We start from the raw sequence: 24,964 nt of genomic DNA, 5'->3' as shown, positions 1-24,964 counted from the left end.
ATCACGCCATGGATAAACTCGAACAATTCCTGAGTCGCGCCGAGGCCGTCCTGGTGCGGCTCGAAGCCATGCTTCCGCCGGCCTCGCCCGACGTCGACTGGTCTGCGGCCGTTGCGTTTCGCTGGCGCAAGCGTCAGGGGCGCGGCTATCTGCAGCCGGTGCCGGCAGCCTCGCTGATCTCGCTGGACGATTTGCAGAACATTGATCGTCAGAAGAATCTGATCGAGCAGAACACAAAGCAGTTCGTCAGCAAGAAGCCGGCGAACAACGTCCTGCTTACGGGCGCGCGCGGCACGGGCAAGTCGTCGCTAATCAAGGCGTGTCTGAATGCGTATGCGAAGGATGGCCTGCGTCTGATCGAAGTGGACAAGGACGATCTGCACGATCTGGGCGATATCGTCGACCTGATTTCGAAGCGTCCAGAGCGCTTCATCGTGTTTTGCGACGACCTGTCGTTCGAGGAAGGCGAGTCGGGCTACAAGGCGCTGAAGGTGGCGCTCGACGGATCGGTGGCTGCGCAGTCGGACAACGTGCTGATCTACGCGACGTCGAATCGCCGTCATCTGCTCCCCGAGTACATGAGCGACAACGAGACATACAAGCACATGCCCGACGGCGAAATTCATCCGGGCGAGGTCGTCGAAGAAAAGATCTCACTGTCGGAGCGCTTTGGCTTGTGGGTGAGTTTCTATCCGTTCAAGCAGGATGACTATCTGACGATCGTCGCGCACTGGCTGCATCACTTCGGCTGCAATGACGCCGATGTCGAAGCCGCGCGCGGCGATGCGCTGATCTGGGCGCTCGAGCGCGGTTCGCGTTCGGGGCGCGTCGCGTGGCAGTTTGCGCGCGACTGGTCCGGGCGGCGGGCACAAGCATGAGCAACCCGGTGCGAAGCGACGCGCAGGACCCCACCGAACTGAACGCGGCAGGCCGGCGGGTAACGGAAGTCGCCGTCGGCGTGCTCGTTCAGCCCGATGGCCGCTATCTGCTTGCGCAGCGGCCAGCGGGCAAGCCGTACGAAGGCTATTGGGAGTTTCCGGGCGGCAAGCTCGAACCGGGCGAGTCCGTGGAAGCCGCGCTCGCGCGCGAACTGCACGAAGAACTCGGCATCGACGTGCGGGCGAGCCACCGCTGGCACGTGCTCGAACATGACTATCCGCACGCATACGTACGTCTTTATTTCTGCAAGGTGACGGCGTGGGACGGCGATCCGCATGGCCGAGAAGGTCAGGCGTTTGCGTGGCAGACGTTGCCGGCCCAGGTGTCGCCGCTACTTCCCGCGACTATTCCCGTGCTGGAGTGGCTGGCTGCGGAGTGAAGAGAAGCTGAAGGCGCAGTCGAGGGTACGCGACTGCGCTGGTGACGATTGAAAAGCGAGGCGAGTGCTCAGTGCGAGCGGTTCTCGCCGTGCGTGTCGTCGGTTGGCGGTTCTTCGTCGGTGCCACCGATCTTGTATTTCTCGGCGGCCCAGGCGCCGAGATCGATCTGCTTGCAGCGCTCGGAACAGAACGGGCGGTAGCGGTTCTCAGGTGTCCAGCGGACATCTTTTCCGCAGGTGGGGCATTTGACTACAGTGACCATCGATAGGCGTTCAATCGCAAAACGGTGAGGCTAAGTAGTTGAGGCCTTGCCGCGCGGATTAAAGACTGCACAGCGTCAACTGGAACGGCACGTCGACGTCGACCGCGCGCGGACGCAAATCCCCATCCTGCACCGTGAAGCGCACCCACAGCATGTACTTGTTGGCGCTCGCTTCCGGGATCACTCGCAATTCCGGTGCCACGCGCACTTGCATCAGCTGATAGGTGCGGCCCGACAGCATCTGCTGATAACTGCCCTGCATCGCCATCACTTTCGATGCCTGCCCCGATTCACGTGCGAGTCGCAACACGATGGCAGCCGCGTCGCGCAGCGGCAGAAGCGGCATCACCCACTTGGCGATGTCCTGGCGGCGCTGGTCCGGGTGCGTCTGCTGCCACGCGTAATACGACGGCAGATCGAACTTGCAGGTTCCGCCAGGAATGATGGCGCGGCTGCGAATGCTTGCGAGCCACTCGTTATCAGCAAGATGCTGGCCAGTTTTGCCTTGCATCTGCGTCAGCCCGGCAAGCGTCTGTTCGATTTCGCCGAGGACGGCTTCGAGCGCGTTTTGTTCGATGCCCGGGTTGCCGCGAAATGGAGCGAGCGTTTGACGCTGCCGCTCCAGTTCCTTCATCAGATCCGATTTCAGATCGGCGCGGCCCGCCACTTCGGAGATTTCGAACAGCGTAGTCAGCGCGACGTGATGTTCCCTGGCATCTTCCTGAGTCAGAAAGAACGTGAAACGCTCGAACAGATCTTCGAGGCGCAGCAGCGTCCGGATTCGCTCGTTGAAGGGATACTCGTAAAGAATCAAGCGGGCTCGCCTCGGGCGTGGTCGGTGACGGAATTGCAGGACATTCTAATGCCGTGAGACTACCCTAGCAATCACACACTATTTGCGCGAGCTTCTGTCAATCTTTGCGCGAGATTGCGCGCAATCGTTGCGTGCTCGCGCTGTTTCCGACAACATGCACCCGCTTAACGAACGCTCAACAGAATCGCTTACGGCTTACGCAGCCGCAAGTGAAACATACGTGTGGTGAAGCTGATCGACATCAACGTCGAGTTCTTCGAGCGTGGCGCCATCGTTCACGATCACGTCGTCGGCGGCAGCGAGTCGTGCTTCTCGTGTGGCCTGGCGTCCGATGATCGCGAGCACCTGCTCGCGCGTGAACGCATTGCGGCGCATCACGCGCGCGATCTGCGTCTCGATGCTGCAGTCGACGGCCAGCACGCGGTTCACGCGTGTTTTCCAGCTACCCGATTCGACGAGCAGCGGTACCACGACGATCACATACGGCCCTTGCGCCTGCTGCCGCTCGCGCTCCGTCTCTGCGCGAATCAACGGATGTGTGATTGCTTCGAGGCGTTTGCGAGCGTTCTCGTCACTGAAAACCAGCGCGCGCATGCGGGCGCGATCGAGCGAACCGTTGGCGGCCACGAACGATGCGCCGAACTCCGATGCGATGGCGGCCATCGCGGACCCATGTGGCGCGGTGACGCGATGTGCGATCACATCGGTATCCACGATCGTCACGCCGCGCTTCGCGAACAGATCGGCGACCGTGGACTTGCCGCTGCCAATGCCTCCCGTCAATCCAACAGCAAACATGCGTCAGCCCCCCAAAGTCAGATAGAGCGGCGTGCCGATAAAGAGCGTGATGGCGCCGCCAGCCGCGAGGAATGGACCGAACGGCAACGGCTCTTCGAAGCGCATGCGGCCGATCCATGTCGCGATAAGTCCGACAAGGGCGCCCGTCACGGCGGCAATAAGAATGATTTGCGGCAGCGCAGTCCATCCGAGCCAGGCGCCGAGCGCGGCAAGCAGCTTGAAATCGCCGTAACCCATTCCTTCGACGCCGCGCACGATCTTGAACAGCCAATGCACGCACCACAGCACGAGGTAGCCCGCGATCGCTCCGATCACTGCATCGTGCAAGCTCGCGAACACCGCGTTGAAATTGACGATCAGGCCGGCCCACAACAATGGCAAGGTCATCGAGTCGGGCAGCAGATGCGTGTCGATATCGATCGCGCTCATTGCCAGCAGTGTGGCGCACAGGCCGAATGCGGCGAGTGCCGCGCCCGTCGCGCCGAACGTGACGAACGCGGCGAGCGCGAGCGCGGCGCTCGACAGTTCGATCAGCGGATAGCGAAAGCTCACGGGCGCATTGCATTGCGAGCAGCGGCCGCGAAGCGCGAGGTAGCTGAAGAGAGGGATGTTTTCCCATGCGCGCAACGCGTGGCCGCAGTGAGGACAGGCGCTGCGCGGCACCCACAGGTTGTAGCGCGCGGGCAGGTCATCTTCGTCGAATGCGTGGCCTGTCGCGTCGCTCACTTCCGCGCGCCACGCGCGTTCCAGCATGATTGGCAAGCGATGCACGACCACATTCAGGAAGCTGCCGATCACCAGGCCGAACACAACGACGAACGCAATCTGCGCGGCCGCGGGCAGCGAGCCGAAGGCCGCGCCGAGGCTGTCGGCGAACCTGGCAAGCGGACCGCTGAGGGTGAGTTCTGACACGGATGTGAGCGTGGTCGGCATGATCGATTGTTTGGATTCGGCTGCGATGCTACTACACCACGTTGCCGAGTTGGATGATGGGAAGATACATCGCGATCACGAGGCCGCCCACGAGCCCGCCCAGCACCACGATGACGAGCGGCTCGCACAGGCTCGCGAGACCGGCGATCTTTTCGTCTACCTGTCGATCACTCAACGACGCCACATCGAGCAGCATCGTGTCCAGCGTGCCCGATTCCTCGGCGACGGCCACAGGCTGCACGATTTCCTCGGGAAAGCATCGTGCTTCCCGCATGGCGGGCGCGAGCCGCACGCCGCGCCGCAACTGCGCGGAGATAGTGGTGGTTGCGCGATCGAACCATGCGTTGCCGGTTGCGTGCGTGAGCGAATCGAATGCATCGGCGAGTGGCGTGCCCGCCGACAGCAATGTGCCGAGCGCCCGGCTCCAGCGTGCCGCGCAGAGCGTAGTGAGCAAGGAGCCGGCAATCGGCAGATGCAATATCGCGCGCGCAAATTGCAGGCGCGCCGCTTCCGAGCGTCGCAATACATGGCGCGTCATGAACACGAGCGCGCAGCCGATCGATGCAAGCGGCGCGCTCCAGCGGCCGGCGGCGGCAGACATCGCGAGAACCAGTTGTGTCGGGACGGGCAGCTTCGCGCCGAAGCCGTCGAAGATCTGCTTGAACGTCGGGACCACCCACACCAGCAGCGCAGCCGTGATTGCGATGGCGAGCAGCAGGATCGCGACGGGATAGGTGAGCGCGGCGCGCACCTTCGCTCGCTGTGCGGCGGCGCGCTCGCGATCGTCGGCGAGCCGGGCGAGGACGGCGGGCAGCGCGCCAGACGCAACGCCCACGTCGATCAACTGACAATACAGCGGGCCGAATTGCGCCGGATGACGCGCGAGCGCCGACGAAAAGTCGAGGCCCGCTGTGATGTCGCGGGCCAGCGCGCTGACGATGCGCGGCATGCTCTTGGTCCGCTCGGACTCGTCCGATGTGCGCGCCAACAGTTCGAGCGAAGACGCAAGCGGCAAGCCCGCGCGTAGCAGACTCGATAGCTGGCGGGTGAACAGCGTGACCTCCGCCGTGCGCGCATTCGGCCTGGGCGCTGCGCCACGCGCGGACCATTCGACGGCATATAGCGTGTCCCGCTTCAGCATGGCGCGAGCCGAGGAAAGATCGGGCGCGATCACCGTGCCGCGCCGACGCACACCTTGCGCGTCGAACGCGCGCCACATGAAGCGCTGCTCGTCGAAGCTTTCTGGAGTAGTCATGCGACCTCCGTTGCGCTCAATGCTTCGGCGAGACTTGTCGTGCCGTCGAATGCACGGGCCAGCGCCGCTTCACGCAGCGTCTGGACGTGTTCGGCATGCGCCTGGCGCGCGATCTGATGTGTGCCAGCACGTGCGACGATGAGTTCGCGCATCGCGTCTGAGACGGGCATCACCTGATGGATGCCGACGCGTCCGCGAAAGCCGATACCGTGACAGGCATCGCAACCACGCGGAACGTACGGTCGCCATAGCGTTAATGCTTCGTCCGGGACGCCGGCGGAGCGCAGCGCCGCGGGCGTTTCCACCACAGGCTGCCTGCATGCCGCGCACAGACGACGCACCAGCCGCTGCGCTGTGACGAGACGCAAGGCAGCTGCGAGGTTGTACGGCTCGACGCCGATGTCGATCAGGCGCGCGATCGCTGCGGGCGCATCGTTCGTATGCAGCGTCGACAAGACCAGGTGCCCCGTTTGAGCGGCTTTGACGGCGACATCCGCTGTCTCTTCGTCGCGGATCTCGCCGACCATGATCACGTCCGGGTCCTGCCGAAGGAACGCGCGCAACGCGACGGCGAATGTGAGCCCGGCCTTTTCGCGAACGCTGACCTGATTGATGCCCGCAAGCTGGATTTCCGCCGGATCTTCCACTGAGCAGAGATTGCGCGACTCGGCATTCAGCAGTTGCAGGAAGCAATACAGCGACATTGTCTTGCCGCTGCCCGTCGGGCCCGTGACGAGGACTAGCCCGTGTGGCGAGCGGATCGAACGGTCCACGATGTCACGCTGAACGGGCGTGAGCCCGAGCGAATCGAGTGAGAGATCTGCGGGCAGAGCGTCGAGCCGGCGCAATACGAGCTTTTCGCCGAACAGCGTTGGCAGCGAGTTCACGCGATAGTCTTCGACCCGGGCCGCCCCGACGGGCAGGCGCAAGCGCCCGTCTTGCGGCACGCGGCGCTCCGCGATGTCCATGCGCGCCAGCACTTTCACGCGCGTGATGAACGCGTCACGCAGATGGGCAGGCGGCCGGGCAAGCTCATGCAGTACGCCGTCGACGCGCAGGCGCATACGCCAGCCGCGCTCCATTGGTTCGATGTGCAGATCCGATGCATTCAGGCGCGCGGCTTCCTGCAGCGTATCGTTCAGCAGGCGGACGGCGGGTGGGTTGTCCGCATCGGCTGTGGACGGTTGCAGCGCTTGCCGGTTTGCAATAACGTTGCCCGAAGGCGTGACGGTAGGACGAGAAATGCGCATCGAAAACCGGCTTGAGCCGCCTGCAGGACATGACGGCTTCATCATCGGGGATCGTGCGCGTGGCGGCTATTCGGCCGAATGGCCAGGTATCGTCAGCGGCCAACGAGGCGCTTGATCTTGGAACCGGGCGGAGGGCCGGGGCGAAAGATCTTGACCGTTCTGATGGCCTGGTCGTCGCTGCGCATCACTTCGACCTTGATGTCTCCGATCTTCACGCAAACATCGCCTTCGGGAATCTCTTCGAGAATTTCGAGGATCAGTCCATTGAGTGTCTTAGGGCCGTCCGTCGGGAGCTTTAGTTGGAGCCAGCGATTCAGTTCGCGCAGGGGCATACTGCCCGCGACGATGCACTCACCGTCTTCATTCCAGCCGCCGCGAGAGCCTGCGCTACGCGGCACGGATGTCGTGAATTCGCCGATCAGCTCCTCGATAATGTCCTCGGGCGTGACGAGGCCTTGCAGTTCGCCGTATTCGTCGACGACGAGCGCAATGCGATGGCGGCTTTCCTGGAAGTATTGAAGCTGCTGGAAAACGGGTGTGCCCGTCGGCACGAAGTACGGGTCGGCAAGCAGTTCGCGCAACGTCTCGCGCTCCAGTTCCTGGTTGTGCAGGGCTGCGAGCGTCTTGCGCACGTGGAGTACGCCGAGTACTCGGTCGAAGTCGCCCTGATAGACGATCAGCTTGTTGTGGTAGCAGGTCTCGAGCTGATGCAGGATCTGCTCGAACGGTGCGTCGAAGTCGAGCGCCTCGATGCGGCGGCGCGGGATCATCACATCGTCGACGGTGATGTTCTCGAGATCGAACAGGTTCAACAGGATACTGCGGTGCTTGGTCGGCATGAAGCTGCCCGACTCGAGCACGATGGTGCGCAATTCCTCCGTCGACAGCCGCTGCTCGTGCGCGTTCTTCGTGTTGATGTGCAGCACGCGCAGGATGCTGTTGGCGAACAGGTTCACGAACCAGATCAGCGGCTTCGACACGCGCATGAGCGGCGCGATCAGCAGGCTCGCCGGCAGCGCGATCTTTTCCGGAAACGTCGCGCCGACGATCTTCGGCGTGATTTCCGCGAACACGATGATAAGAAACGCGACGATGCCCGTCGCGATCGACAGCACGAGGCTATTGCTGCCGAACGTGTGCAACGCGATCGACGTGGTGAGCACGGGAATGATCGTGTTGAACAGGTTATTGCCGATCAGCACGGCGCTCAGCAGTTCATCGGTGCGCGCGAGGAGGCCCTGCGTGGTTTTCGCGCCGAGCGCGCCTTTGGTGGCGAGATGCTTGAGGCGGTGGCGATTGATCGCCATCATCGCCGTCTCGGTAATGGAAAAGAAGCTGGAGCAGATGAGAAGCAGGACGACGGCGCCTATTTGCGCCCATAAGGGAAGTTGTTCCACGCGACGTGAATAGAGAAGGGGAGGGATGGGGAGAATATAGCAGAGGGTCCGGACAGCCCTCATTGGCCGAGGCGGCCAGTGGGTTTGCGGGCCTGTGCGAGCAGCGGACGAAAAAAAACCGCGCATTGCGCGGTTTTTCAAAATCTGGTCGGGGTGAGAGGATTCGAACCTCCGGCCTCTACGTCCCGAACGTAGCGCTCTACCAGGCTAAGCTACACCCCGATTTGTACTCGATGCAGACTGCTACGGCGTTTCAGTCCAGTTCAAGACTGTCTCGTCGTCGAGTAAGAACATAATTCTAGCAGGCTTTCCTTGTAAATGGAACCGGGGAACGAAGAAATTGCTGCTGCGGCTGCTTGCGCTTCCTGCTTCGCGCATTCCAGCGTGTGATCGAGCGCACCCGAACGCGTGATCGCGTCGAAGATTTCGTCGAAACGGTCCGTGCCGCCTTGTTCGATCGCCTCGCGCGCGAGCGCCGCCTGCTCCGGCGTGCCGCGCTCGATCAGGTAGATGAGCGGCAGCGTCGGTTTGCCTTCGCGCAGGTCATCCCCGGCGTTCTTGCCCATCGACTCGGGCGTGCCCGTGTAGTCGAGCCAGTCGTCCATGATCTGGAATGCGGTGCCAATTCGGCGTCCGAATTCGGCGGCGGCCGCCTCCGTCGTCGCGTCCGCGCCCGACAGCACGGCGCCTAGCTGGGCGGCCGCTTCGAACAGCTTGGCTGTCTTGTAGCGGATCACTTGCATGTAGCGCGCTTCGTCGACGTCGGCGTCGTGCATGTTCAACAGCTGAAGAACTTCGCCCTCGGAAATGATGTTTGTCGCTTCGGAAAGAATTTCCATCACGCGCATTTTTCCCACACCGACCATCATCTGAAAGGCGCGCGAATACAGAAAGTCGCCGACCAGTACGCTAGCCGCATTGCCGAATAGCGCGTTCGCCGTCTGACGGCCGCGCCGCAGGTCGGATTCGTCGACGACGTCGTCATGCAGCAGCGTCGCCGTGTGGATGAACTCGACGACGGCTGCCAGTTCGTGCCGATACCCCGTCTTGTCGCCGAGCGCGCCGGCCACGAGCAGGAGCAGCGCGGGGCGCAGCCGCTTGCCTCCGGCACTGATGATGTACTCGGAGATCTGGTTGATCAGCATCACCTCGGACGCCAGACGGTGCCGGATGACGCGATTCACCTGCTGCATGTCTTCGGCGATCGGAGCGAGCAGATTGGTGGCGTTTGGGGTGGGGGTGGCGGTTGACGACATGGTGACGAATTCGGGTAGTGCCGCGAATTATAAGGCGAACTGCGGCATTTCCGCGCCGCACAGCCATCGATCATGGCCGTTTTGGCCTTGATGGGCCGCGCATATCGCGTGCTGCCGCGTGCGGGACGGGAAAGCGCGGGCGTTGTCAACTCTGTTTTGACCGCGCAGCTAACTCTATGTATAATCGAGGGTTTCCGCGCGTGGTGCGTCGGAAAAATGAATCCAGAGTGAGGTTTTCAATGTACGCGGTCATAAAAACCGGCGGCAAGCAGTACAAGGTTGCTGTCGGCGAAAAACTTAAAGTAGAACAGATACCGGCAGACATTGACGCTGAAATCACGCTCGACCAGGTTCTCGCAGTGGGCGAAGGCGAATCGATTAAATTCGGTACGCCGCTGGTCAGTGGGGCTTCCGTCAAGGCTACCGTTGTGTCGCACGGTCGTCACGCCAAAGTGACCATCTTCAAGATGCGTCGCCGGAAGCACTACCAAAAGCATGGCGGCCACCGCCAGAACTATACCGAACTGCGCATCGACGCGATCAACGCGTAAGCGCATCGGGCAAGGAGTAATCACATGGCACACAAAAAGGCAGGCGGCTCTTCCCGGAACGGCCGCGACTCCGAGTCGAAGCGCCTCGGCGTGAAGGTTTACGGCGGTCAGGCGATCCTCGCTGGCGGCATCATCGTGCGTCAGCGCGGCACGCGCATGCACGCAGGTGAAAACGTCGGTATCGGCAAGGATCACACGCTGTTCGCACTGATCGACGGCCACGTCAAGTTCACGACGAAGGGCGCCGACAAGAAGCACACGGTCAACGTCGTCCCGGCTGTCTGAAACTGATCAGACACGGGCTTCAGGACCGGAAAAAGGCCCCGCGAAGTTTGCGGGGCCTTTTTGTTTGCGGAGCATCTGCGATCTTTCATTCGCAACGCAGCTAGTCGCGGCATGTCATGTCGCGATTGGACAAGAATCGAGTCAACCTGGCCAATCGGCCAATGGTGCATGCGCGTGACGCGCGGCAAAATAGCAATACAAACGGGACGGAGTAACGCATGAAGTTCATTGACGAAGCGAGGATCGAAGTCATCGCCGGCGACGGAGGGGATGGCAGCGCGTCGATGCGCCGGGAGAAATTCGTCCCGTTCGGCGGTCCGGATGGTGGCGACGGCGGCCGTGGCGGCAGCGTCTACGCAGTTGCGGATCGCAACATCAACACGCTGATCGACTACCGCTACGCGAAAAAGCATCAGGCGCGCAACGGCGAGAACGGCCGCGGCTCGGATTGCTACGGTAAGGGCGGCGACGACATCACGCTGCGCATGCCCGTCGGCACGATCATCACGGACATGGACACGGGCGAACTGATCGCCGACCTCACCGAGCACAATCAGGTTGTGCGCGTCGCGCAGGGCGGCGCGGGCGGCCTCGGCAATCTGCACTTCAAATCGAGTACGAACCGCGCGCCGCGCCAGAAGACGGACGGCAAGCCGGGCGAGCGCCGCATGGTGCGCCTCGAACTGAAAGTGCTCGCGGACGTCGGCTTGCTGGGCATGCCGAACGCGGGGAAGTCGACGTTTATTTCATCAGTGTCGAACGCGAAGCCGAAAATCGCGGATTATCCGTTCACGACGCTCGCGCCAAATCTTGGCGTGGTGCGCGTCGGGCCGAGCCGCAGCTTTGTGATCGCCGACATTCCCGGTCTGATCGAAGGCGCGGCGGAAGGTGCGGGCCTCGGCCACCAGTTCCTGCGGCATTTGCAGCGCACGGGTCTGCTGCTGCACATCGTCGATCTCGCGCCCTTCGATGAAGCCGTCGATCCCGTCGCGGAAGCGAGAGCGATCGTGAACGAGTTGCGCAAATACGATGAAGAACTGCACGGCAAGCCGCGCTGGCTTGTGCTGAACAAGCTCGACATGGTCCCGGAAGACGAGCGGAAAGCGCGTGTTGACCGCTTCCTGAAGGATTTCGAGTGGGACGGTCCCGTTTTCGAGATTTCGGCGCTGACCGGCCAGGGTTGCGAGAACCTGTGCTACGCCGTGTACGACTATCTGGCCGAGCACTCGGATGCGCATCGCGCGGCCGAAGCCGAAGATCTGGCCGCCGACGTACGGTTCCGGGAGCAGCAGGCGGGCGGCACGGGCGCACCGGCCGAACCGCAGGAGTAAGCAGCCGTACCCCGGACGCCGGCGCACCCCCAGCATGCGCCGGCCTAACGAATCATCTTGGAGACCGCGCACAATGCGTTCCGTTATCGCAGATTCCAGGCGATTGGTAGTCAAAGTCGGGTCGAGCCTCGTCACGAACGACGGACGCGGCCTCGATCATGCGGCAATTGGCCGCTGGGCCGCCCAGATTGCCGCGCTGCGCGAGCAAGGGAAGGAAGTCGTGCTCGTCAGTTCAGGCGCGATCGCCGAGGGCATGCAGCGTCTCGGCTGGACCAAGCGTCCGCGGGAAATCGACGAATTGCAGGCGGCGGCGGCTGTGGGGCAGATGGGGCTCGCGCAGGTCTACGAAAGCCGCTTCGCCGAGCACTCGATCCGCACCGCGCAAATCTTGCTGACGCACGCCGACCTGGCAGACCGCGAGCGCTATCTGAACGCGCGCTCGACGCTGCTGACGCTGCTGCGACTCGGCGTCGTCCCCATCATCAACGAGAACGACACCGTCGTCACCGACGAAATCAAATTCGGCGACAACGATACGCTCGGCGCGCTGGTCGCAAATCTGATCGAAGGCGATGCGCTGATCATTCTCACCGACCAGCAAGGTCTGTTCACCGCCGATCCACGCAAGGACCCCACCGCGACGCTCGTCCAGCAGGCCGACGCCGGGACGCCGGAACTCGAGGCGATGGCGGGCGGCGCCGGCTCGAGCATCGGCCGCGGCGGCATGCTGACGAAAATTCTCGCGGCGAAACGCGCAGCTCACAGTGGCGCGAATACGGTGATCGCAAGCGGCCGCGAGGCGGACGTGCTGGCGCGGCTTGCGTCGGGCGAGGCGATCGGCACCCAGCTGATCGCGCGCACCGCGCGCATGGCCGCGCGCAAGCAATGGATGGCGGACCATCTGCAGGTGCGTGGGCATGTGGTGATCGACGATGGTGCGGTCGAGAAACTCACGGAAGGCGGCAAGAGCCTGCTGCCGATCGGCGTCATCGGCGTGCAGGGTGCGTTTGCGCGCGGCGAAGTGATTGCGTGCCTGAACGCTTCCGGGCGCGAAGTCGCGCGCGGATTGACGAACTACAGCAGCGCGGAGACGAAGCTGATTCAGCGTCGACCGAGCGGCGAAATCGAGTCCGTGCTGGGCTACATGCTCGAGCCTGAGCTCATCCACCGGGACAATCTGGTGCTCGTCTAGCATCCCGCCAGCCCGAGGAAGGCCCAAGAAACACGAAAGCCGTCCCATCGAAAGATGGGACGGCTTTTTTGTCATGCTGTCGTGGGGAAGGGTGTGCTCTGCGCTCATGCGCGCAGCACGAATCAGCCCGATCAACCGCCGCGAATCAGCGTGCTGTTCGCGCGCTTGTATTTAATGTTGTTCAGGATCGTTTCCGCCTTGCCCACGGGCATCTTGCTCGTGCAGAAATAATCCTGATAGAGCGCTGCGTGATAGGCATTCAGGTCGCCGTTCTCGATGCGCGTCCAGTCGTTTTCGACCGTGCGGTCCCATCCGTCGTGGTCCGCATTGAGACCCGCATACAGCTTCCACGAGTAGTCTTCGCAGCGGATGCCTTCGTAGTTCACGTTGCGGGCGCCGCTTGGGCTCATGATCACCACGGTGTAACGGATTACGCCGTCGTTATCGACCGTCAGCGATTTCGCATCGAGTGCGAACTGAAGCGGGGTGTTCTGCGAGACGTTGAAAGGCAGCAGATTGCCCGGCTGCGGCATGGGCGGGAGCGTATCGACTTTCTTTTCGGTCCACGTCGACGGCCGGTCGAACAGGTACTGAAAGTCGCTCTTGGGTCCGTCGGACGGAGTGGAACTCTTGGTGCTCGAACAGCCAGCCAGCAGAACGCCCGTGGCGACGCATGCCACGGCGAAAGCAAATACTTTCAATATGATTTCCTCGAAACGCCGGCGCAGCGTGTCTCACGCCGCACCGGCAGATGCGGCGTGAACAGCCGCACAGTGTCAATCGCGCAACCCCGGCACGTGAGCGATCGGGTCTTCCGTCGACGAACAGTCCGACCCGATTGTCGCACGCAGCGTCGTTTGGACGGCAATCGTCGTCGTGACCGTGGTCACGGTAGCAGCAGACCCCATCGACGCGCCTGGCGGCGCATTCACCGACGACGCCATCCGCGGATAGCGCTGCCCGTGATGATGTCCACCGGGCCGTTCCGTGCGCGGCGCAGGGCGCCGCAGGAAGCGGGACAATTCCGTTAACGCCAGCTGATACACATCCCGCTTGAACTCGATCACACAGTCGAGCGGCACCCAGTACTCGTTCCAGCGCCAGGCATCGAACTCGGGGTGATCGGTCGCGCGCAAACAGATGTCGCAATCGCGTCCAACCATCCTGAGCAAGAACCAGATCTGCTTCTGGCCGCGGTAGTGACCGCGAACCTCACGCTTGATGAACTTGTCAGGCACCTCATAACGCAACCAGTCGCGCGTGCGACCGATAACCTTGACGTGCTCTGGAAGCAGGCCGGTTTCTTCGTGTAACTCCCGATACATCGCTTGCACTGGGGTCTCACCGTATTTGATGCCCCCTTGCGGAAACTGCCAGGAATGTTCACGGAGCCGCTTGCCCCAAAACACCTCGTTGTGAGCGTTCAAGAGGATGATGCCGACGTTCGGGCGAAAGCCTTCACGATCCAGCATACAACCACCTTCGAATCCTTTAAAATTGCTTTGATTATAAACAGATAACGGGTCTAACGCACCGCTTCGCACCAGATTGGCGCGATCGGCTGTAACAAGCAGCGCCCGCCGCTGCGACAGCCGCTTGCCGACGCCGTTGGGCAAAAACCGGCGCGTGCGACAATCTCGCTCTGGCGTGTGCCGGCAGGATCGGCGCGCAGGCGCTTGAACCCATCGTCTTACCTTTTCGGGCGGCCCCTTTGGTCCGCCGCTTTTGGAAAATTCTGAATGAAAGCCTCCCGTTTCTTTATTGGCACCCTGAAGGAAGCGCCCGCCGACGCGGAAATCGTCAGTCACAAGCTCATGGTTCGTGCCGGCATGATCCGTCGCGTTGCTGGCGGCATCTACAACTATCTGCCAATTGGCCTGCGTTCTATCCGCAAGGTGGAAGCGATCGTGCGCGAAGAAATGAACCGGGCGGGCGCGATCGAACTGCTGATGCCGGCCGTGCAGCCGGCGGAGCTGTGGCAGGAATCGGGCCGCTGGGAAAAATATGGTCCCGAGCTGTTGCGCTTCAAGGACCGCAAGCAGACCGACTTCGTGATCGGGCCAACGCACGAAGAGGTCGTGACGGACATCGCGCGCAATCAGATCAAGAGCTACCGGCAGATGCCCGTGAACTTCTATCAGATTCAGACGAAGTTCCGAGACGAGATTCGCCCGCGTTTCGGCGTGATGCGCGGCCGCGAGTTCATCATGAAGGACGCGTATTCGTTCGATAAGGACGCGGACGGCCTGCAGGAGTCGTATCGCAAGATGTACGACGCGTACGTGCGCATTTTCACGCGCCTGGGCCTCGATTTCCGCGCGGTCGCGGCGGACAACGGTTCGATCGGCGGCAGCGGTTCGCACGAATTCCACGTGATCGCCGATACGGGTGAGGACGACATCGCGTATTGCCCGACTTCCGACTTTGCATCGAACGTCGAAGCGGCCGAAGCGTTGCCGTTGATCGCCGCACGCGCCGCGCCGAAGGAAGAGCTCAAGAAGACGCCGACGCCGGGCAAGGCGAAGTGCGAAGCCGTCGCTGAGTATCTGGACATTCCGCTCGAGCGCACCATCAAGTCGATCGTTCTCGCTACTGACAACGAAGGCGCCGAGCCGACCATCTGGCTGCTGATGCTGCGCGGCGACCATGATCTGAACGAAATCAAGACGAACAAGCTGCCGGGTCTCGCCGAGTACCGCTTCGCGACCGAAGAAGAAATCGTCGAGTGGTTCGGCACGCCGCCGGGCTACCTCGGGCCGCTGAACACGAAGAAGCCCGTCAAGGTGATCGCGGATCGCACGGTCGCGAACATGAGCGATTTCGTTGTCGGCACGAACGAAGTCGATTTCCACACGACGGGCGTGAACTGGGGCCGCGATCTGCCCGAGCCTGTCGTCGCCGACATCCGCAACGTGAAGAAGGGCGATCCGTCGCCGGACGGCAAGGGCGTCATCGATATCTGCCGCGGCATCGAAGTCGGTCACGTGTTCCAGCTCGGCACCAAGTACTCGGAAGCGATGAACGCGACGTTCCTCGACGAATCGGGCAAGCCGCAGCCCATGCAGATGGGCTGCTACGGGATCGGCGTCACGCGCATCCTCGGCGCGGCGATCGAACAGAACTTTGACGACAAGGGCATCATCTGGCCGGAAGCGATCGCGCCGTTCGAAGTCGTGCTGTGCCCGATGGGCTACGACCGCAGCGACGCCGTGCGCGAGCAGGCGGACAAGCTGCATGACGAACTCGTCGCGGCGGGCATCGACGTGATTCTCGACGATCGCGGCGAGCGCCCCGGCGTGATGTTCGCGGACTGGGAACTGATCGGCGTGCCGCATCGTCTCGTGATCGGCGATCGCGGCCTCAAGGACGGCAAGATCGAGTATCAGGGCCGCCGCGAAGCGGAAGCGACGCTACTGCCCGTCGAGGGTGCGGCGCAGGCCGTGATCGAGAAGATCAAAGCGGCGCTCGCGCACTGATCGGGGCGGACGGTGGAGTACAACTTCCTGTCCGCGACCGTCCTGCTCGTTCTCATCACTGATCCGCTCGGCAACATCCCGCTCTTCATCAACTGCTTGCGGGGTGTTACGCCTCACCGGCGCATCCGCGTGATCCTGCGCGAAGTTGCCATCGCGTTCGTGATCCTGCTGGTGTTCATGCTCGTCGGCGACCGCTTTCTGCGGATGATGAGCCTCACCGATCTGTCATTGCGCATCGGCGGCGGGATCGTGCTGTTTCTGATCGCGCTGCGGATGATCTTTCCGCATCCCGACGGCCCGTTCGGCGCGGACACTCGCGCGGCCGAACCGTTGATCGTGCCGCTCGCGATTCCGGCGCTCGCCGGACCGTCCGCGCTCGCGACGGTGATGTTGCTGACATCGCAGGCGCCGAACAAGATGGCCGAATGGGTGGCGGCTCTCACCGTCACGATGATCGGCTGCGCGATCGTGCTGGTGATGGCGGAGCGCATCCAGCAATGGCTCGGCGAGCGTACGGTGATGGCGTTCGAGCGGTTGATGGGTCTCGTGCTCGTCGCGATTTCAGTCGAGATGATGCTGGGCGGCATCCGCACTTTCGTGCATCAACTCGATCACTAGCCGAAGCAGCAACAAAAAAGCGACCCTCGAGGTCGCTTTTTTCGTGTCTGTCGCCGGAGTTCGGTCGCGTTATGCACCTTCCGTCAGCGCGCGGATCGTGGGCAGATTGCGCCAGTATCCCTTCGCGTCCATTCCGCAGCCGAACACATAGCGGTCGGGCACTTCGAAGCCGCAGAAGTCCGGACGCAGCGGCTTCGCCTTCGGAATGATCTTCTCGCACAGCACCGCGCTCATGAAGCGCTTCGCGCCCATCGCCATGATCCGGTCGCGGATCGCGGCCATCGTCTCGCCTTCGTCGAGGATGTCGTCGAGCACGAGCACGACGCGGTCCTTCACCGACTCGGCGGGCGCGACGCGCCATTGCATCTCGGCGCTGCCCTTGATCGCGTTGCGATAGCGGGTGAGGTGGATGTAGTCGAACTCGAGCGGGAAATCGAGGTGCGGCAGCAGCATGCCTGTGAACACTGCCGCGCCGCCCATCACCGACAGCACGAGCGGAAAGTCGTCGGCCATCTCGGCGCGGATGGCGTCGGCCATACGGTTGATGGACGCGTTGACGTCGCTGGCTGAAACGATTTCTTCGGAGTGGCTGAAAATGTGGAGAGCTTCTTCGCGGTTCATGACGTCTGGCGGGCGGTAACTGTATACATAGTGTGAGAGACAACGACCCGGCGCGCTACAGCATATACCCGCGCCTTCATTCGGCATACTCCGGGTCGCGGCGGCCGCCGCGCTTCCTTGCTTGCGAAAGCGCAACGGCCGGAATGACGACGGAAAGATCAGCGCATGCCGGGCAGCATGCCCTTCATGCCGCGCATCATCTTTTGCAGATTGCCGCCTTTGAGCTTCTTCATCATCGTGCGCATCTGGTCGTACTGGTTCAGCAAACGGTTGACTTCCTGCACCTGCACGCCCGCGCCCGCCGCGATCCGGCGCTTGCGGGTCGCCTTGATCAGCTCGGGCCTTGCGCGCTCGGCGGGCGTCATCGAATTGATGATGCCTTCCATGCGGCGCATCTGCTTTTCGGCCTGGCCCATGTCGGCGTTCGACGCGGCCTGCTGGAACTGCGCGGGCAGCTTGTCCATCAGTGACGACAGGCCGCCCATCTTCTTCATCTGCGAGAGCTGCGCGCGAAAATCGTTCAGATCGAAGTCGCCGCCTTTCTTGACCTTGTCGGCGAGCTTCTGCGCGGCCTGCACATCGACGCCGCGCTGCGCTTCCTCGACGAGCGCGAGAATGTCGCCCATGCCGAGAATCCGGTTAGCCATCCGGTCCGGATAGAAGATCTCGAGGCCGTCGAGCTTTTCCGCGACGCCGACGAACTTGATCGGCTTGCCCGTCACATGACGCACGGAGAGCGCCGCGCCGCCGCGCGAATCGCCGTCGAGCTTGGTCAGCACGACGCCCGTGAGCGGCAGTGCGTCGTTGAACGCCTTCGCGGTGTTCACGGCGTCCTGGCCGAGCATCGCATCGACGACGAACAGCGTTTCGGCCGGGTCGAGCTCCTTATGCAGCGCGGAGATCTCGTTCATCATCGCTTCGTCGATACCGAGACGGCCGGCCGTGTCGACGAGCAGCACATCGTGATAGTGGCGCTTCGCCCAGTCGACAGCGGCACGCGCGATATCGACGGGCTTCTGGTCCGGCTGCGACGGGAAGAAATCGGCGCCGACCTGTTCGGTCACCGTCTTCAGCTGCGCGATAGCGGCGGGACGATACACGTCGCACGACACCGTCAGCACTTTCTTCCTGTATTTCTCGCGCAGCAGCTTCGCGAGCTTGCCGACCGTGGTCGTTTTACCCGCACCCTGCAGACCCGCCATCAAGATGATCGCGGGCGGCGTCACATTGAGATTCAGCTCGACGGCCTTGCCTTCGTAGTCGCCGCCGATCACGGCCGTCAGCTCGCGCTGCACGACGCCGACGAGCGCCTGGCCTGGCGACAGACTGGAGATCACTTCCTCGCCGAGCGCCTTCTCCTTCACCTTCGAGATGAAGTCGCGCACGACGGGCAGTGCGACGTCCGCTTCGAGGAGCGCGAGGCGCACTTCGCGCAGCATCTCCTGGGTGTTCGCCTCGGTGAGCCGGGCTTCGCCGCGCAGCGTCTTGACGACGCGCGCCATCCGTTGAGTGAGATTGTCGAGCATGGGGAGCGATGAGCAGTGCGGCCCGTTCCGTCACCGCACCAGAGCGGCCGACGTTGCACACGTCATGGAGGGAGGGCCTAGTGTAAACTTCCAATATGGATATTGTACTGTATGCCCTCACTGCGCTCCTGTACGGCGGTCTCGCCGTCGCGGGCTGGCGCGCGCACCGGCAGGCGACCGCACAGCCGATGCTCGAAAGCGTGCCGCCGCTGTCTCCCGCTGCGCCGCTGCCGGCGGGCGCCGGGCGAGGGCTGGCGGACGCATCCGCCGGCATGACGATGCCGACGCGCGTCGTGCTGCTGGTCGCGCTGCTCGCGCATGGCGTGCTGCTCCACACGACGATCTTCCCGCACGACGCGATGGTGTTCGGCTTCGCGTTCGCGCTCTCCGCAATGTTCTGGCTCGGCGCCGGCATCTACTGGATCGAGAGCTTCTTCTTTCCGCTCGACGGCCTGCGTCTGCTCGTCTTGCCGCTCGCATGCGTCGCGTCGCTTCTGCCGCTCGTGTTCAGCGGTGTGCACGTGCTGTCGTACGCGGCCGATCCGCTCTTCAAGCTGCACTTCCTGATCGCAAACGTCGCGTATGGCCTGTTCGTGATCGCCGCGCTGCATGCCGTGCTGATGCTGCTCGTCGAGCGCCGTCTGCACGCGATGCGCGGCGGCGCGCTCGCGCGTCAAAGCGCCGCGGCCGGAAACGGCTGGCTGTCGAGCTGGCTCGATACGCTGCCGCCGCTGCTCACGTTGGAAAAGCTGCTGTTTCGCCTGATCGGCGCGGGCTTCGTGCTGCTCACGCTGACGCTGCTCTCCGGCATCCTCTTCAACGAACAACTGCTCGACCGCGCGCTGCAGCTCGATCACAAGACCGTGTTCGCACTGCTGTCGTGGGTCATGTTCGGCGCGTTGCTGACCGCGCGCAGAGTGTCCGGCTGGCGCGGCCGCGCTGCGTTGCGCTGGGTGCTCGCGTCGTTTGTCGCGCTGCTGCTCGCGTATGTCGGCAGCCGTTTCGTATTCGAGGTGCTGTTGCACCGTCCTGTGGTTTGAGTGTCATGCGACAAATATTTCTTCTGATCCTGTTGTTCATCGTCGGCCAGTGGCTGGTGAAGGCGCTGCGCCGCGCGGATGCATCGCGCACATCGGCGCGCACGGGGGCGGGCGGTCAAGCGGGAACCCATGCGCACACGGGCGCGCGTACTGACGGCAGCGCGAACGGCAAAGGCGCGACCCAGCTCGCCGAGCCGATGATCCGTTGCGTCGAGTGCGGCGTGCATGCGCCGACGAGCGAGTCCGTGGTCGTCGACGGCCAGCCGTTCTGCTCGCACGATCACGCGAAGCGCTACGCGACGCGCCCGACGGGCCGCGACGCGCGATGACCCGAGGTGCCGCACCGCCCACCGTCGCGCGCTTCACTGTCGATGCAAACGGCTGGATCAACGAAGCGCGCAAGCTGCCGTCGCCGAATTTCGAGGTGCGTCCGAACGGCGCGCGTCCGACGCTGATCGTCGTTCACAACATCAGTCTGCCGCCGAACGAATTCGGCGGCCCGGCCATCGCCGATCTGTTCCTCAACCGTCTCGACTGCGACGCGCATCCGTACTACGACACGCATCTGCGCGGCGTGCGGGTGTCCGCGCATTTCGTCATCCGTCGCGATGGCGCACTCGAGCAATACGTGTCGTGCGACGAGCGCGCGTGGCATGCGGGCGCATCGAACTTCTTCGGCCGCGAGCGCTGCAACGACTTCTCGATCGGCATCGAACTCGAAGGCAGCGACGCGACGCGCTTCGAAGCGGCGCAATACGAGACGCTCGCACCGCTCGTGCAAGCGCTCGCTTCGCACTACGCGATCGATGCGCTCGCCGGTCACGCCGACATCGCACCCGGCCGCAAGACCGACCCCGGTCCGCACTTCGACTGGCAGCGTCTGCAATCTGACACGGCGCTCGCCGATCAGTACTTCCCCTATCTGCATCCGTTGCCGCGCGCGCCGATATCGTCGTAAGCACGTCATTCCCGGCCTGTCGATTGCGAACCGACGGCGCGACAACGCTGTGCTTCGCCCTCGGCTACATCCGACGCGGGCTACCCAAAAGTCAAGACCATCAGACGAAATAAAAGAATTTGCGCGCGCGGCTCAGTACACTATACTTCGTGCCGTAAACCAGTTGATGCACAAGATGTTGTGTTGATCAGGCGGCGCCCCGCTCTACGAGCATGGCGCCGTCAGCATTACCGGCACTGAAAAATTGTGCGGCGCAGTCGGGCGAGAGAGCCGGCGCGCCAGCGACTTCGAAGAAAAAGGGCGCAGCCAGTGATCGCGACACACACGATGAAGACGTACCTCAAGACGGACCCGTCGAATCCCGCCTGTCTGTTTCACGCTTCCCGCTGTTTCTCTTCTTCTGCCTCATCGCATGCGTCCGGGGTGGCGCAGCGTTTGTACTAATCCGCGGTAACTCCGCACTATTCCAAGACCAGGAGCTTTGCACATGCAAACGACCGACAACGTGACGACCCGGTTCGAGGGCGCACCCACTGGCCGCCCCGTCGAAGGGCTCGCACAGGGCGCGCAGGCGCTCGCGCCGCAGACGGGCTACGCCGACTACAAGGTGATCCGTCGCAATGGCAGCGTGGTGTCGTTCGAGCCGTCGAAAATCGCCATCGCGGTGACGAAGGCGTTTCTGGCCGTCAACGGTGGTCAAGGCGCGGCGTCGGCGCGCGTTCGTGAGCTGGTCGAGCAGCTCACGCAGAACGTCGTGCGCGCGCTAGTGCGCAGCCGTCCGAATGGCGGCACGTTCCATATCGAAGACATTCAGGATCAGGTCGAACTCGCGCTGATGCGCACGGGCGAGCACAACGTCGCTCGCGCCTACGTGCTGTACCGCGAGAAGCGCAGCCAGGAGCGCGGCCATGAGGAAGCGCCCGCGGGCGCGCCGGGCCTGAACGTGACGGACAACGGCGTCACGCGTCCGCTCGATCTCGCAGCGCTGCGCGGCCTGATCGAGTCGGCATGCGCGAACCCGGGCGATGCCGTGAACGCGGAGCCGATCGTCGCGGAGACGGTGAAGAACCTGTACGACGGCGTGCCGATGAGCCAGGTCTACGACTCGGCCATCCTCGCTGCGCGCACGATGATCGAAAAGGACCCGGCGTACAGCCAGGCCACGGCTCGAATCCTGCTGCACACGATCCGCCGCGAGATTCTCGAAGAGGAAGTCACGCAAGCCGAAATGGCCGGCCGCTATGCCGAGTACTTCCCGCTCTTCATCAAGCGCGGCGTGCAAGCCGAACTGCTCGACGACAAGCTGCTGCAGTTCGACCTGAAGCGTCTGGGCGCCGCGCTCGACGCAAACCGCGACCTGCAGTTCGGCTACCTCGGCCTGCAGACGCTGTATGACCGCTACTTCCTGCACGTCGACGGCACGCGCATCGAGATGCCTCAGGCATTCTTTATGCGTGTCGCAATGGGTCTTTCGCTGAACGAGATCGACCGCGAAGCGCGCGCGATCGAGTTCTACAACGTGCTGTCGAGCTTCGACTTCATGTCGTCCACGCCCACTTTGTTCAACTCCGGCACGCGCCGCTCGCAGCTGTCGTCGTGCTATCTGACGACGGTCGACGACGACCTGGATGGCATCTACGAAGCGCTGAAGGAGAACGCGCTGCTGTCGAAGTTCGCCGGCGGTCTGGGCAACGACTGGACGCGCGTGCGCGCACTCGGCTCGCACATCAAGGGCACCAACGGCAAGTCGCAAGGCGTTGTGCCGTTCCTGAAGGTCGTCAACGACACGGCCGTCGCCGTGAACCAGGGCGGCAAGCGCAAGGGCGCGGTGTGCGCGTACCTGGAGTCGTGGCACCTCGACATCGAAGAATTCCTCGAGCTGCGCAAGAACACGGGTGACGACCGTCGCCGCACGCACGACATGAACACGGCGAACTGGATTCCCGACCTGTTCATGAAGCGTGTGCTCGAAGGCGGCGACTGGACGCTGTTCTCGCCGTCCACCTGCCCGGACCTGCACGACCTGTTCGGCGCGGACTTCGAGAAGGCCTACACCGCTTACGAAGACAAGGTCGCGCGCGGCGAGATCAAGCTGTTCAAGAAGATCCCGGCGGCGCAACTGTGGCGCAAGATGCTCGGCATGCTGTTCGAAACGGGCCATCCGTGGATCACGTTCAAGGACCCGTGCAATGTGCGCTCGCCGCAACAGCACGTCGGCGTCGTCCACTCGTCGAACCTGTGCACGGAAATCACGCTGAACACGAGCGACACCGAAATCGCCGTCTGCAACCTCGGCTCAGTGAACCTCGTCGCGCACCTGAAGGAGCAGGCCGACGGCACGCTCGCGCTCGACCACGACAAGCTGAAGCGCACGATCAGCGTCGCGATGCGCATGCTCGACAACGTGATCGACATCAACTACTACGCGGTCGCGAAGGCGCGTAACTCGAACCTGAAGCACCGCCCCGTCGGCATGGGCATCATGGGCTTCCAGGACTGCCTGCACATGCTGCGCACGCCGTATGCGTCGCAGGAAGCCGTCGAGTTCGCCGACCGTTCGATGGAAGCGGTCTGCTACTACGCATACTGGGCGTCGACGGAACTGGCGCAAGAGCGCGGCCGCTACTCGACCTACCGCGGCTCGCTGTGGGATCGCGGCATCCTCCCGCAGGACACGCTGAAGCTGCTCGAAGAGGCGCGCGGCGGCTACGTCGAAGTGGATTCGAGCGAGTCGATGGACTGGACGGCGCTGCGCTCGCGCATCGCGACGCACGGCATGCGCAACTCGAACTGCATCGCGATCGCGCCGACGGCGACGATCTCGAACATCATCGGCGTGTCTGCATGTATCGAGCCGACGTTCCAGAACCTGTACGTGAAGTCGAACCTGTCTGGCGAATTCACGGTGGTGAACGACTACCTCGTGCGTGACTTGAAGGCGCGCGGCCTGTGGGATGAAGTGATGGTCGCCGACCTGAAGTACTTCGACGGCTCGCTGTCGCGCATCGACCGTGTGCCGGGCGACCTGCGCGCGATCTACGCGACCGCGTTCGAAGTCGACGCCACGTGGCTGGTCGAAGCGGCATCGCGCCGTCAGAAGTGGATCGACCAGGCGCAGTCGCTCAATATCTATATGGCGGGCGCATCGGGCAAGAAGCTCGACGAGGTCTACAAGCTTGCATGGCTGCGCGGCCTGAAGACGACGTACTACCTGCGCACGATGGCGGCGACGCACGTCGAGAAGTCGACGGTCGCGCACGGCGCGCTGAACGCAGTGCCGTCGAGCGACGGCAGCGCGGGTGGCGCAGCAGGTGGTTTCGGCGTCGGCGGCGGTGTGGGTTCGGCGGGTGTGACGGGCGGCTTCCAGGCATCGGCAGCAGCACCGGCTGCCGCAGCAACTGCAGTGCCCGCTGCTGTCGAGGCAGCGCCGGAAGCGGATGGTCCCGTGTGCATGATGCGTCCGGGCGATCCTGGCTTCGAAGAGTGCGAAGCCTGCCAGTAAGCGCGCAGTCAGCAGCACGGCAGTCAGCAGGACAGCAGTCAGCCGCCGGTGCTCCCCGGCGGCGCGCAGCTAGAGATGAGCGGCACATGCGGAACGTGCCGCTCATCGCGAAGCGAAGTCGAAGCAGTCTTCATGGAAACCGTCGACGAAGTGCAGCGAATGACGCCAATGCAGTTCGATCAGGCGACTCGCGACGCAATGTGTCGAGCAGGTTCCGTCAGTCGAAGCCGCGAGGAACATCACGTGCTACGTATCGACAGATGGCTGCTGCGATGGAAGCCCCGCAGCGGCAGGCTGAATGAAGCAGACCAAGCAGACGAATGCGCAGACGCACACAGCGCAACGCACGTCCGACTTGCTTCGCAAGAGACACGCAACACGAACGAAGCGACATCGTTTCGAAGTCGAAGCAACGCACACGCGTCACTGAAGCAACGCTCTTTCGATCGTGCAGCAAGCCTCATCGACACACGTTTCGATCGACTCGCAATGCGTGCCCTTCACACACTGATGAACAAAGTGTTGTATCAAGGTCGCAACGCGAATCGAAAACAGGATTTTTCATGAGCGGACCCTTTTA

Annotated in this window: 25 protein-coding genes and 1 tRNA gene; 13 read left to right on the top strand and 13 right to left on the bottom strand. The window is 63.0% G+C overall.

Annotated features, from left to right (window positions below):
- The first annotated feature begins 8 nt into the window (after positions 1-8).
- A complete protein-coding gene (locus J8I87_RS19715; protein WP_209933437.1) occupies positions 9-878 on the top strand; it encodes an ATP-binding protein in 870 nt (289 codons plus the stop codon).
- On the top strand, positions 875-1,318 hold the full coding sequence (locus J8I87_RS19710) for an NUDIX domain-containing protein (protein ID WP_209933436.1): 444 nt from the start codon (positions 875-877) through the stop codon (positions 1,316-1,318). Before J8I87_RS19715 ends, J8I87_RS19710 begins: the two co-directional genes overlap by 4 nt.
- Before the next feature lie 68 nt (positions 1,319-1,386).
- On the opposite strand, the gene yacG is transcribed toward J8I87_RS19710, so the two are convergent.
- From yacG to J8I87_RS19665, 9 genes are all read right to left on the bottom strand, one after another.
- Positions 1,387-1,581 (bottom strand): DNA gyrase inhibitor YacG, encoded by a 195-nt coding sequence (yacG, locus tag J8I87_RS19705; protein WP_209933435.1) that lies wholly within the window; start codon positions 1,579-1,581, stop codon positions 1,387-1,389.
- 58 nt (positions 1,582-1,639) lie between these two features.
- A complete protein-coding gene (gene zapD / locus J8I87_RS19700) occupies positions 1,640-2,395 on the bottom strand; it encodes a cell division protein ZapD (RefSeq protein WP_007747120.1) in 756 nt (251 codons plus the stop codon).
- 195 nt (positions 2,396-2,590) lie between these two features.
- Positions 2,591-3,193, bottom strand: a complete 603-nt coding sequence (coaE, locus tag J8I87_RS19695; RefSeq protein WP_209933434.1) for a dephospho-CoA kinase — start codon at positions 3,191-3,193, stop codon at positions 2,591-2,593.
- 3 nt (positions 3,194-3,196) lie between these two features.
- On the bottom strand, positions 3,197-4,126 hold the full coding sequence (locus tag J8I87_RS19690; RefSeq protein WP_209933432.1) for an A24 family peptidase: 930 nt from the start codon (positions 4,124-4,126) through the stop codon (positions 3,197-3,199).
- 31 nt (positions 4,127-4,157) lie between these two features.
- The gene (locus tag J8I87_RS19685) at positions 4,158-5,381 is read right to left on the bottom strand and encodes a type II secretion system F family protein (RefSeq protein WP_209933431.1); all 1,224 of its coding nucleotides are present in this window, start codon (positions 5,379-5,381) and stop codon (positions 4,158-4,160) included.
- Complete coding sequence (locus tag J8I87_RS19680; protein WP_245254023.1) at positions 5,378-6,631, bottom strand: GspE/PulE family protein; 1,254 nt, start codon at positions 6,629-6,631, stop codon at positions 5,378-5,380. The genes J8I87_RS19685 and J8I87_RS19680 overlap by 4 nt, the downstream gene beginning before the upstream one ends.
- Positions 6,632-6,723: 92 nt before the next feature.
- Complete coding sequence (locus tag J8I87_RS19675; RefSeq protein WP_209933428.1) at positions 6,724-8,028, bottom strand: HlyC/CorC family transporter; 1,305 nt, start codon at positions 8,026-8,028, stop codon at positions 6,724-6,726.
- Positions 8,029-8,173: 145 nt separating this feature from the next.
- A tRNA-Pro gene (locus J8I87_RS19670) sits at positions 8,174-8,250 on the bottom strand.
- Positions 8,251-8,291: 41 nt separating this feature from the next.
- The gene (locus tag J8I87_RS19665; RefSeq protein WP_209933427.1) at positions 8,292-9,284 is read right to left on the bottom strand and encodes a polyprenyl synthetase family protein; all 993 of its coding nucleotides are present in this window, start codon (positions 9,282-9,284) and stop codon (positions 8,292-8,294) included.
- 239 nt (positions 9,285-9,523) lie between these two features.
- Here J8I87_RS19665 and rplU point away from each other — a divergent pair, with 239 nt between their 5' ends.
- The 4 genes from rplU (at position 9,524) to proB (ending at position 12,643) form a co-directional block, all read left to right on the top strand.
- Positions 9,524-9,835, top strand: a complete 312-nt coding sequence (rplU, locus tag J8I87_RS19660) for a 50S ribosomal protein L21 (protein WP_006025184.1) — start codon at positions 9,524-9,526, stop codon at positions 9,833-9,835.
- Positions 9,836-9,859: 24 nt separating this feature from the next.
- Positions 9,860-10,120: a 50S ribosomal protein L27 gene (gene rpmA / locus J8I87_RS19655; protein ID WP_209933425.1), complete on the top strand. Its 261-nt coding sequence runs from the start codon at positions 9,860-9,862 to the stop codon at positions 10,118-10,120.
- A gap of 218 nt (positions 10,121-10,338) precedes the next feature.
- Positions 10,339-11,451 carry an Obg family GTPase CgtA gene (gene cgtA, locus J8I87_RS19650; RefSeq protein ID WP_209933424.1) on the top strand — a complete coding sequence of 371 codons (1,113 nt, stop codon included), beginning with the start codon at positions 10,339-10,341 and terminating at the stop codon, positions 11,449-11,451.
- Between the two features lie 73 nt (positions 11,452-11,524).
- Positions 11,525-12,643, top strand: a complete 1,119-nt coding sequence (proB, locus tag J8I87_RS19645) for a glutamate 5-kinase (RefSeq protein ID WP_209933423.1) — start codon at positions 11,525-11,527, stop codon at positions 12,641-12,643.
- 131 nt (positions 12,644-12,774) lie between these two features.
- On the opposite strand, the gene J8I87_RS19640 is transcribed toward proB, so the two are convergent.
- Both J8I87_RS19640 and J8I87_RS19635 read right to left on the bottom strand, forming a co-directional pair.
- Positions 12,775-13,344, bottom strand: a complete 570-nt coding sequence (locus J8I87_RS19640) for a CNP1-like family protein (protein ID WP_209933422.1) — start codon at positions 13,342-13,344, stop codon at positions 12,775-12,777.
- A 75-nt stretch (positions 13,345-13,419) separates the two neighbouring features.
- The gene (locus tag J8I87_RS19635) at positions 13,420-14,115 is read right to left on the bottom strand and encodes an RNA pyrophosphohydrolase (RefSeq protein WP_209933478.1); all 696 of its coding nucleotides are present in this window, start codon (positions 14,113-14,115) and stop codon (positions 13,420-13,422) included.
- A 267-nt stretch (positions 14,116-14,382) separates the two neighbouring features.
- Here J8I87_RS19635 and J8I87_RS19630 point away from each other — a divergent pair, with 267 nt between their 5' ends.
- Complete coding sequence (locus J8I87_RS19630; RefSeq protein ID WP_209933421.1) at positions 14,383-16,119, top strand: proline--tRNA ligase; 1,737 nt, start codon at positions 14,383-14,385, stop codon at positions 16,117-16,119.
- 12 nt (positions 16,120-16,131) lie between these two features.
- Complete coding sequence (locus tag J8I87_RS19625; RefSeq protein ID WP_209933420.1) at positions 16,132-16,737, top strand: MarC family protein; 606 nt, start codon at positions 16,132-16,134, stop codon at positions 16,735-16,737.
- Positions 16,738-16,806: 69 nt separating this feature from the next.
- Here J8I87_RS19625 and J8I87_RS19620 read toward each other — a convergent pair whose 3' ends face one another.
- Positions 16,807-17,358: a hypoxanthine-guanine phosphoribosyltransferase gene (locus J8I87_RS19620; protein WP_209933417.1), complete on the bottom strand. Its 552-nt coding sequence runs from the start codon at positions 17,356-17,358 to the stop codon at positions 16,807-16,809.
- Between the two features lie 158 nt (positions 17,359-17,516).
- Positions 17,517-18,884: a signal recognition particle protein gene (ffh, locus tag J8I87_RS19615; RefSeq protein WP_209933416.1), complete on the bottom strand. Its 1,368-nt coding sequence runs from the start codon at positions 18,882-18,884 to the stop codon at positions 17,517-17,519.
- 95 nt (positions 18,885-18,979) lie between these two features.
- Here ffh and J8I87_RS19610 point away from each other — a divergent pair, with 95 nt between their 5' ends.
- The 5 genes from J8I87_RS19610 to J8I87_RS19590 all read left to right on the top strand — a co-directional run bounded on the left by J8I87_RS19610 (position 18,980) and on the right by J8I87_RS19590 (position 24,951).
- Positions 18,980-19,924, top strand: a complete 945-nt coding sequence (locus J8I87_RS19610) for an inner membrane protein YpjD (RefSeq protein ID WP_209933415.1) — start codon at positions 18,980-18,982, stop codon at positions 19,922-19,924.
- A gap of 5 nt (positions 19,925-19,929) precedes the next feature.
- Positions 19,930-20,253 (top strand): PP0621 family protein, encoded by a 324-nt coding sequence (locus J8I87_RS19605; protein ID WP_209933412.1) that lies wholly within the window; start codon positions 19,930-19,932, stop codon positions 20,251-20,253.
- Positions 20,250-20,882, top strand: coding sequence for a 1,6-anhydro-N-acetylmuramyl-L-alanine amidase AmpD (ampD, locus tag J8I87_RS19600; protein ID WP_209933411.1), 633 nt, complete (start codon positions 20,250-20,252; stop codon positions 20,880-20,882). Before J8I87_RS19605 ends, ampD begins: the two co-directional genes overlap by 4 nt.
- A 487-nt stretch (positions 20,883-21,369) precedes the next feature.
- Positions 21,370-24,384, top strand: coding sequence for a ribonucleoside-diphosphate reductase subunit alpha (locus J8I87_RS19595; RefSeq protein ID WP_209933410.1), 3,015 nt, complete (start codon positions 21,370-21,372; stop codon positions 24,382-24,384).
- A 132-nt stretch (positions 24,385-24,516) separates the two neighbouring features.
- A complete protein-coding gene (locus J8I87_RS19590) occupies positions 24,517-24,951 on the top strand; it encodes a hypothetical protein (protein ID WP_209933409.1) in 435 nt (144 codons plus the stop codon).
- Positions 24,952-24,964: the final 13 nt, after the last annotated feature.

The sequence above is a fragment of the Paraburkholderia sp. LEh10 genome (genome assembly GCF_017814945.1).
Taxonomy (GTDB): domain Bacteria; phylum Pseudomonadota; class Gammaproteobacteria; order Burkholderiales; family Burkholderiaceae; genus Paraburkholderia.
This window is presented reverse-complemented; position numbering and strand designations above follow the sequence as displayed.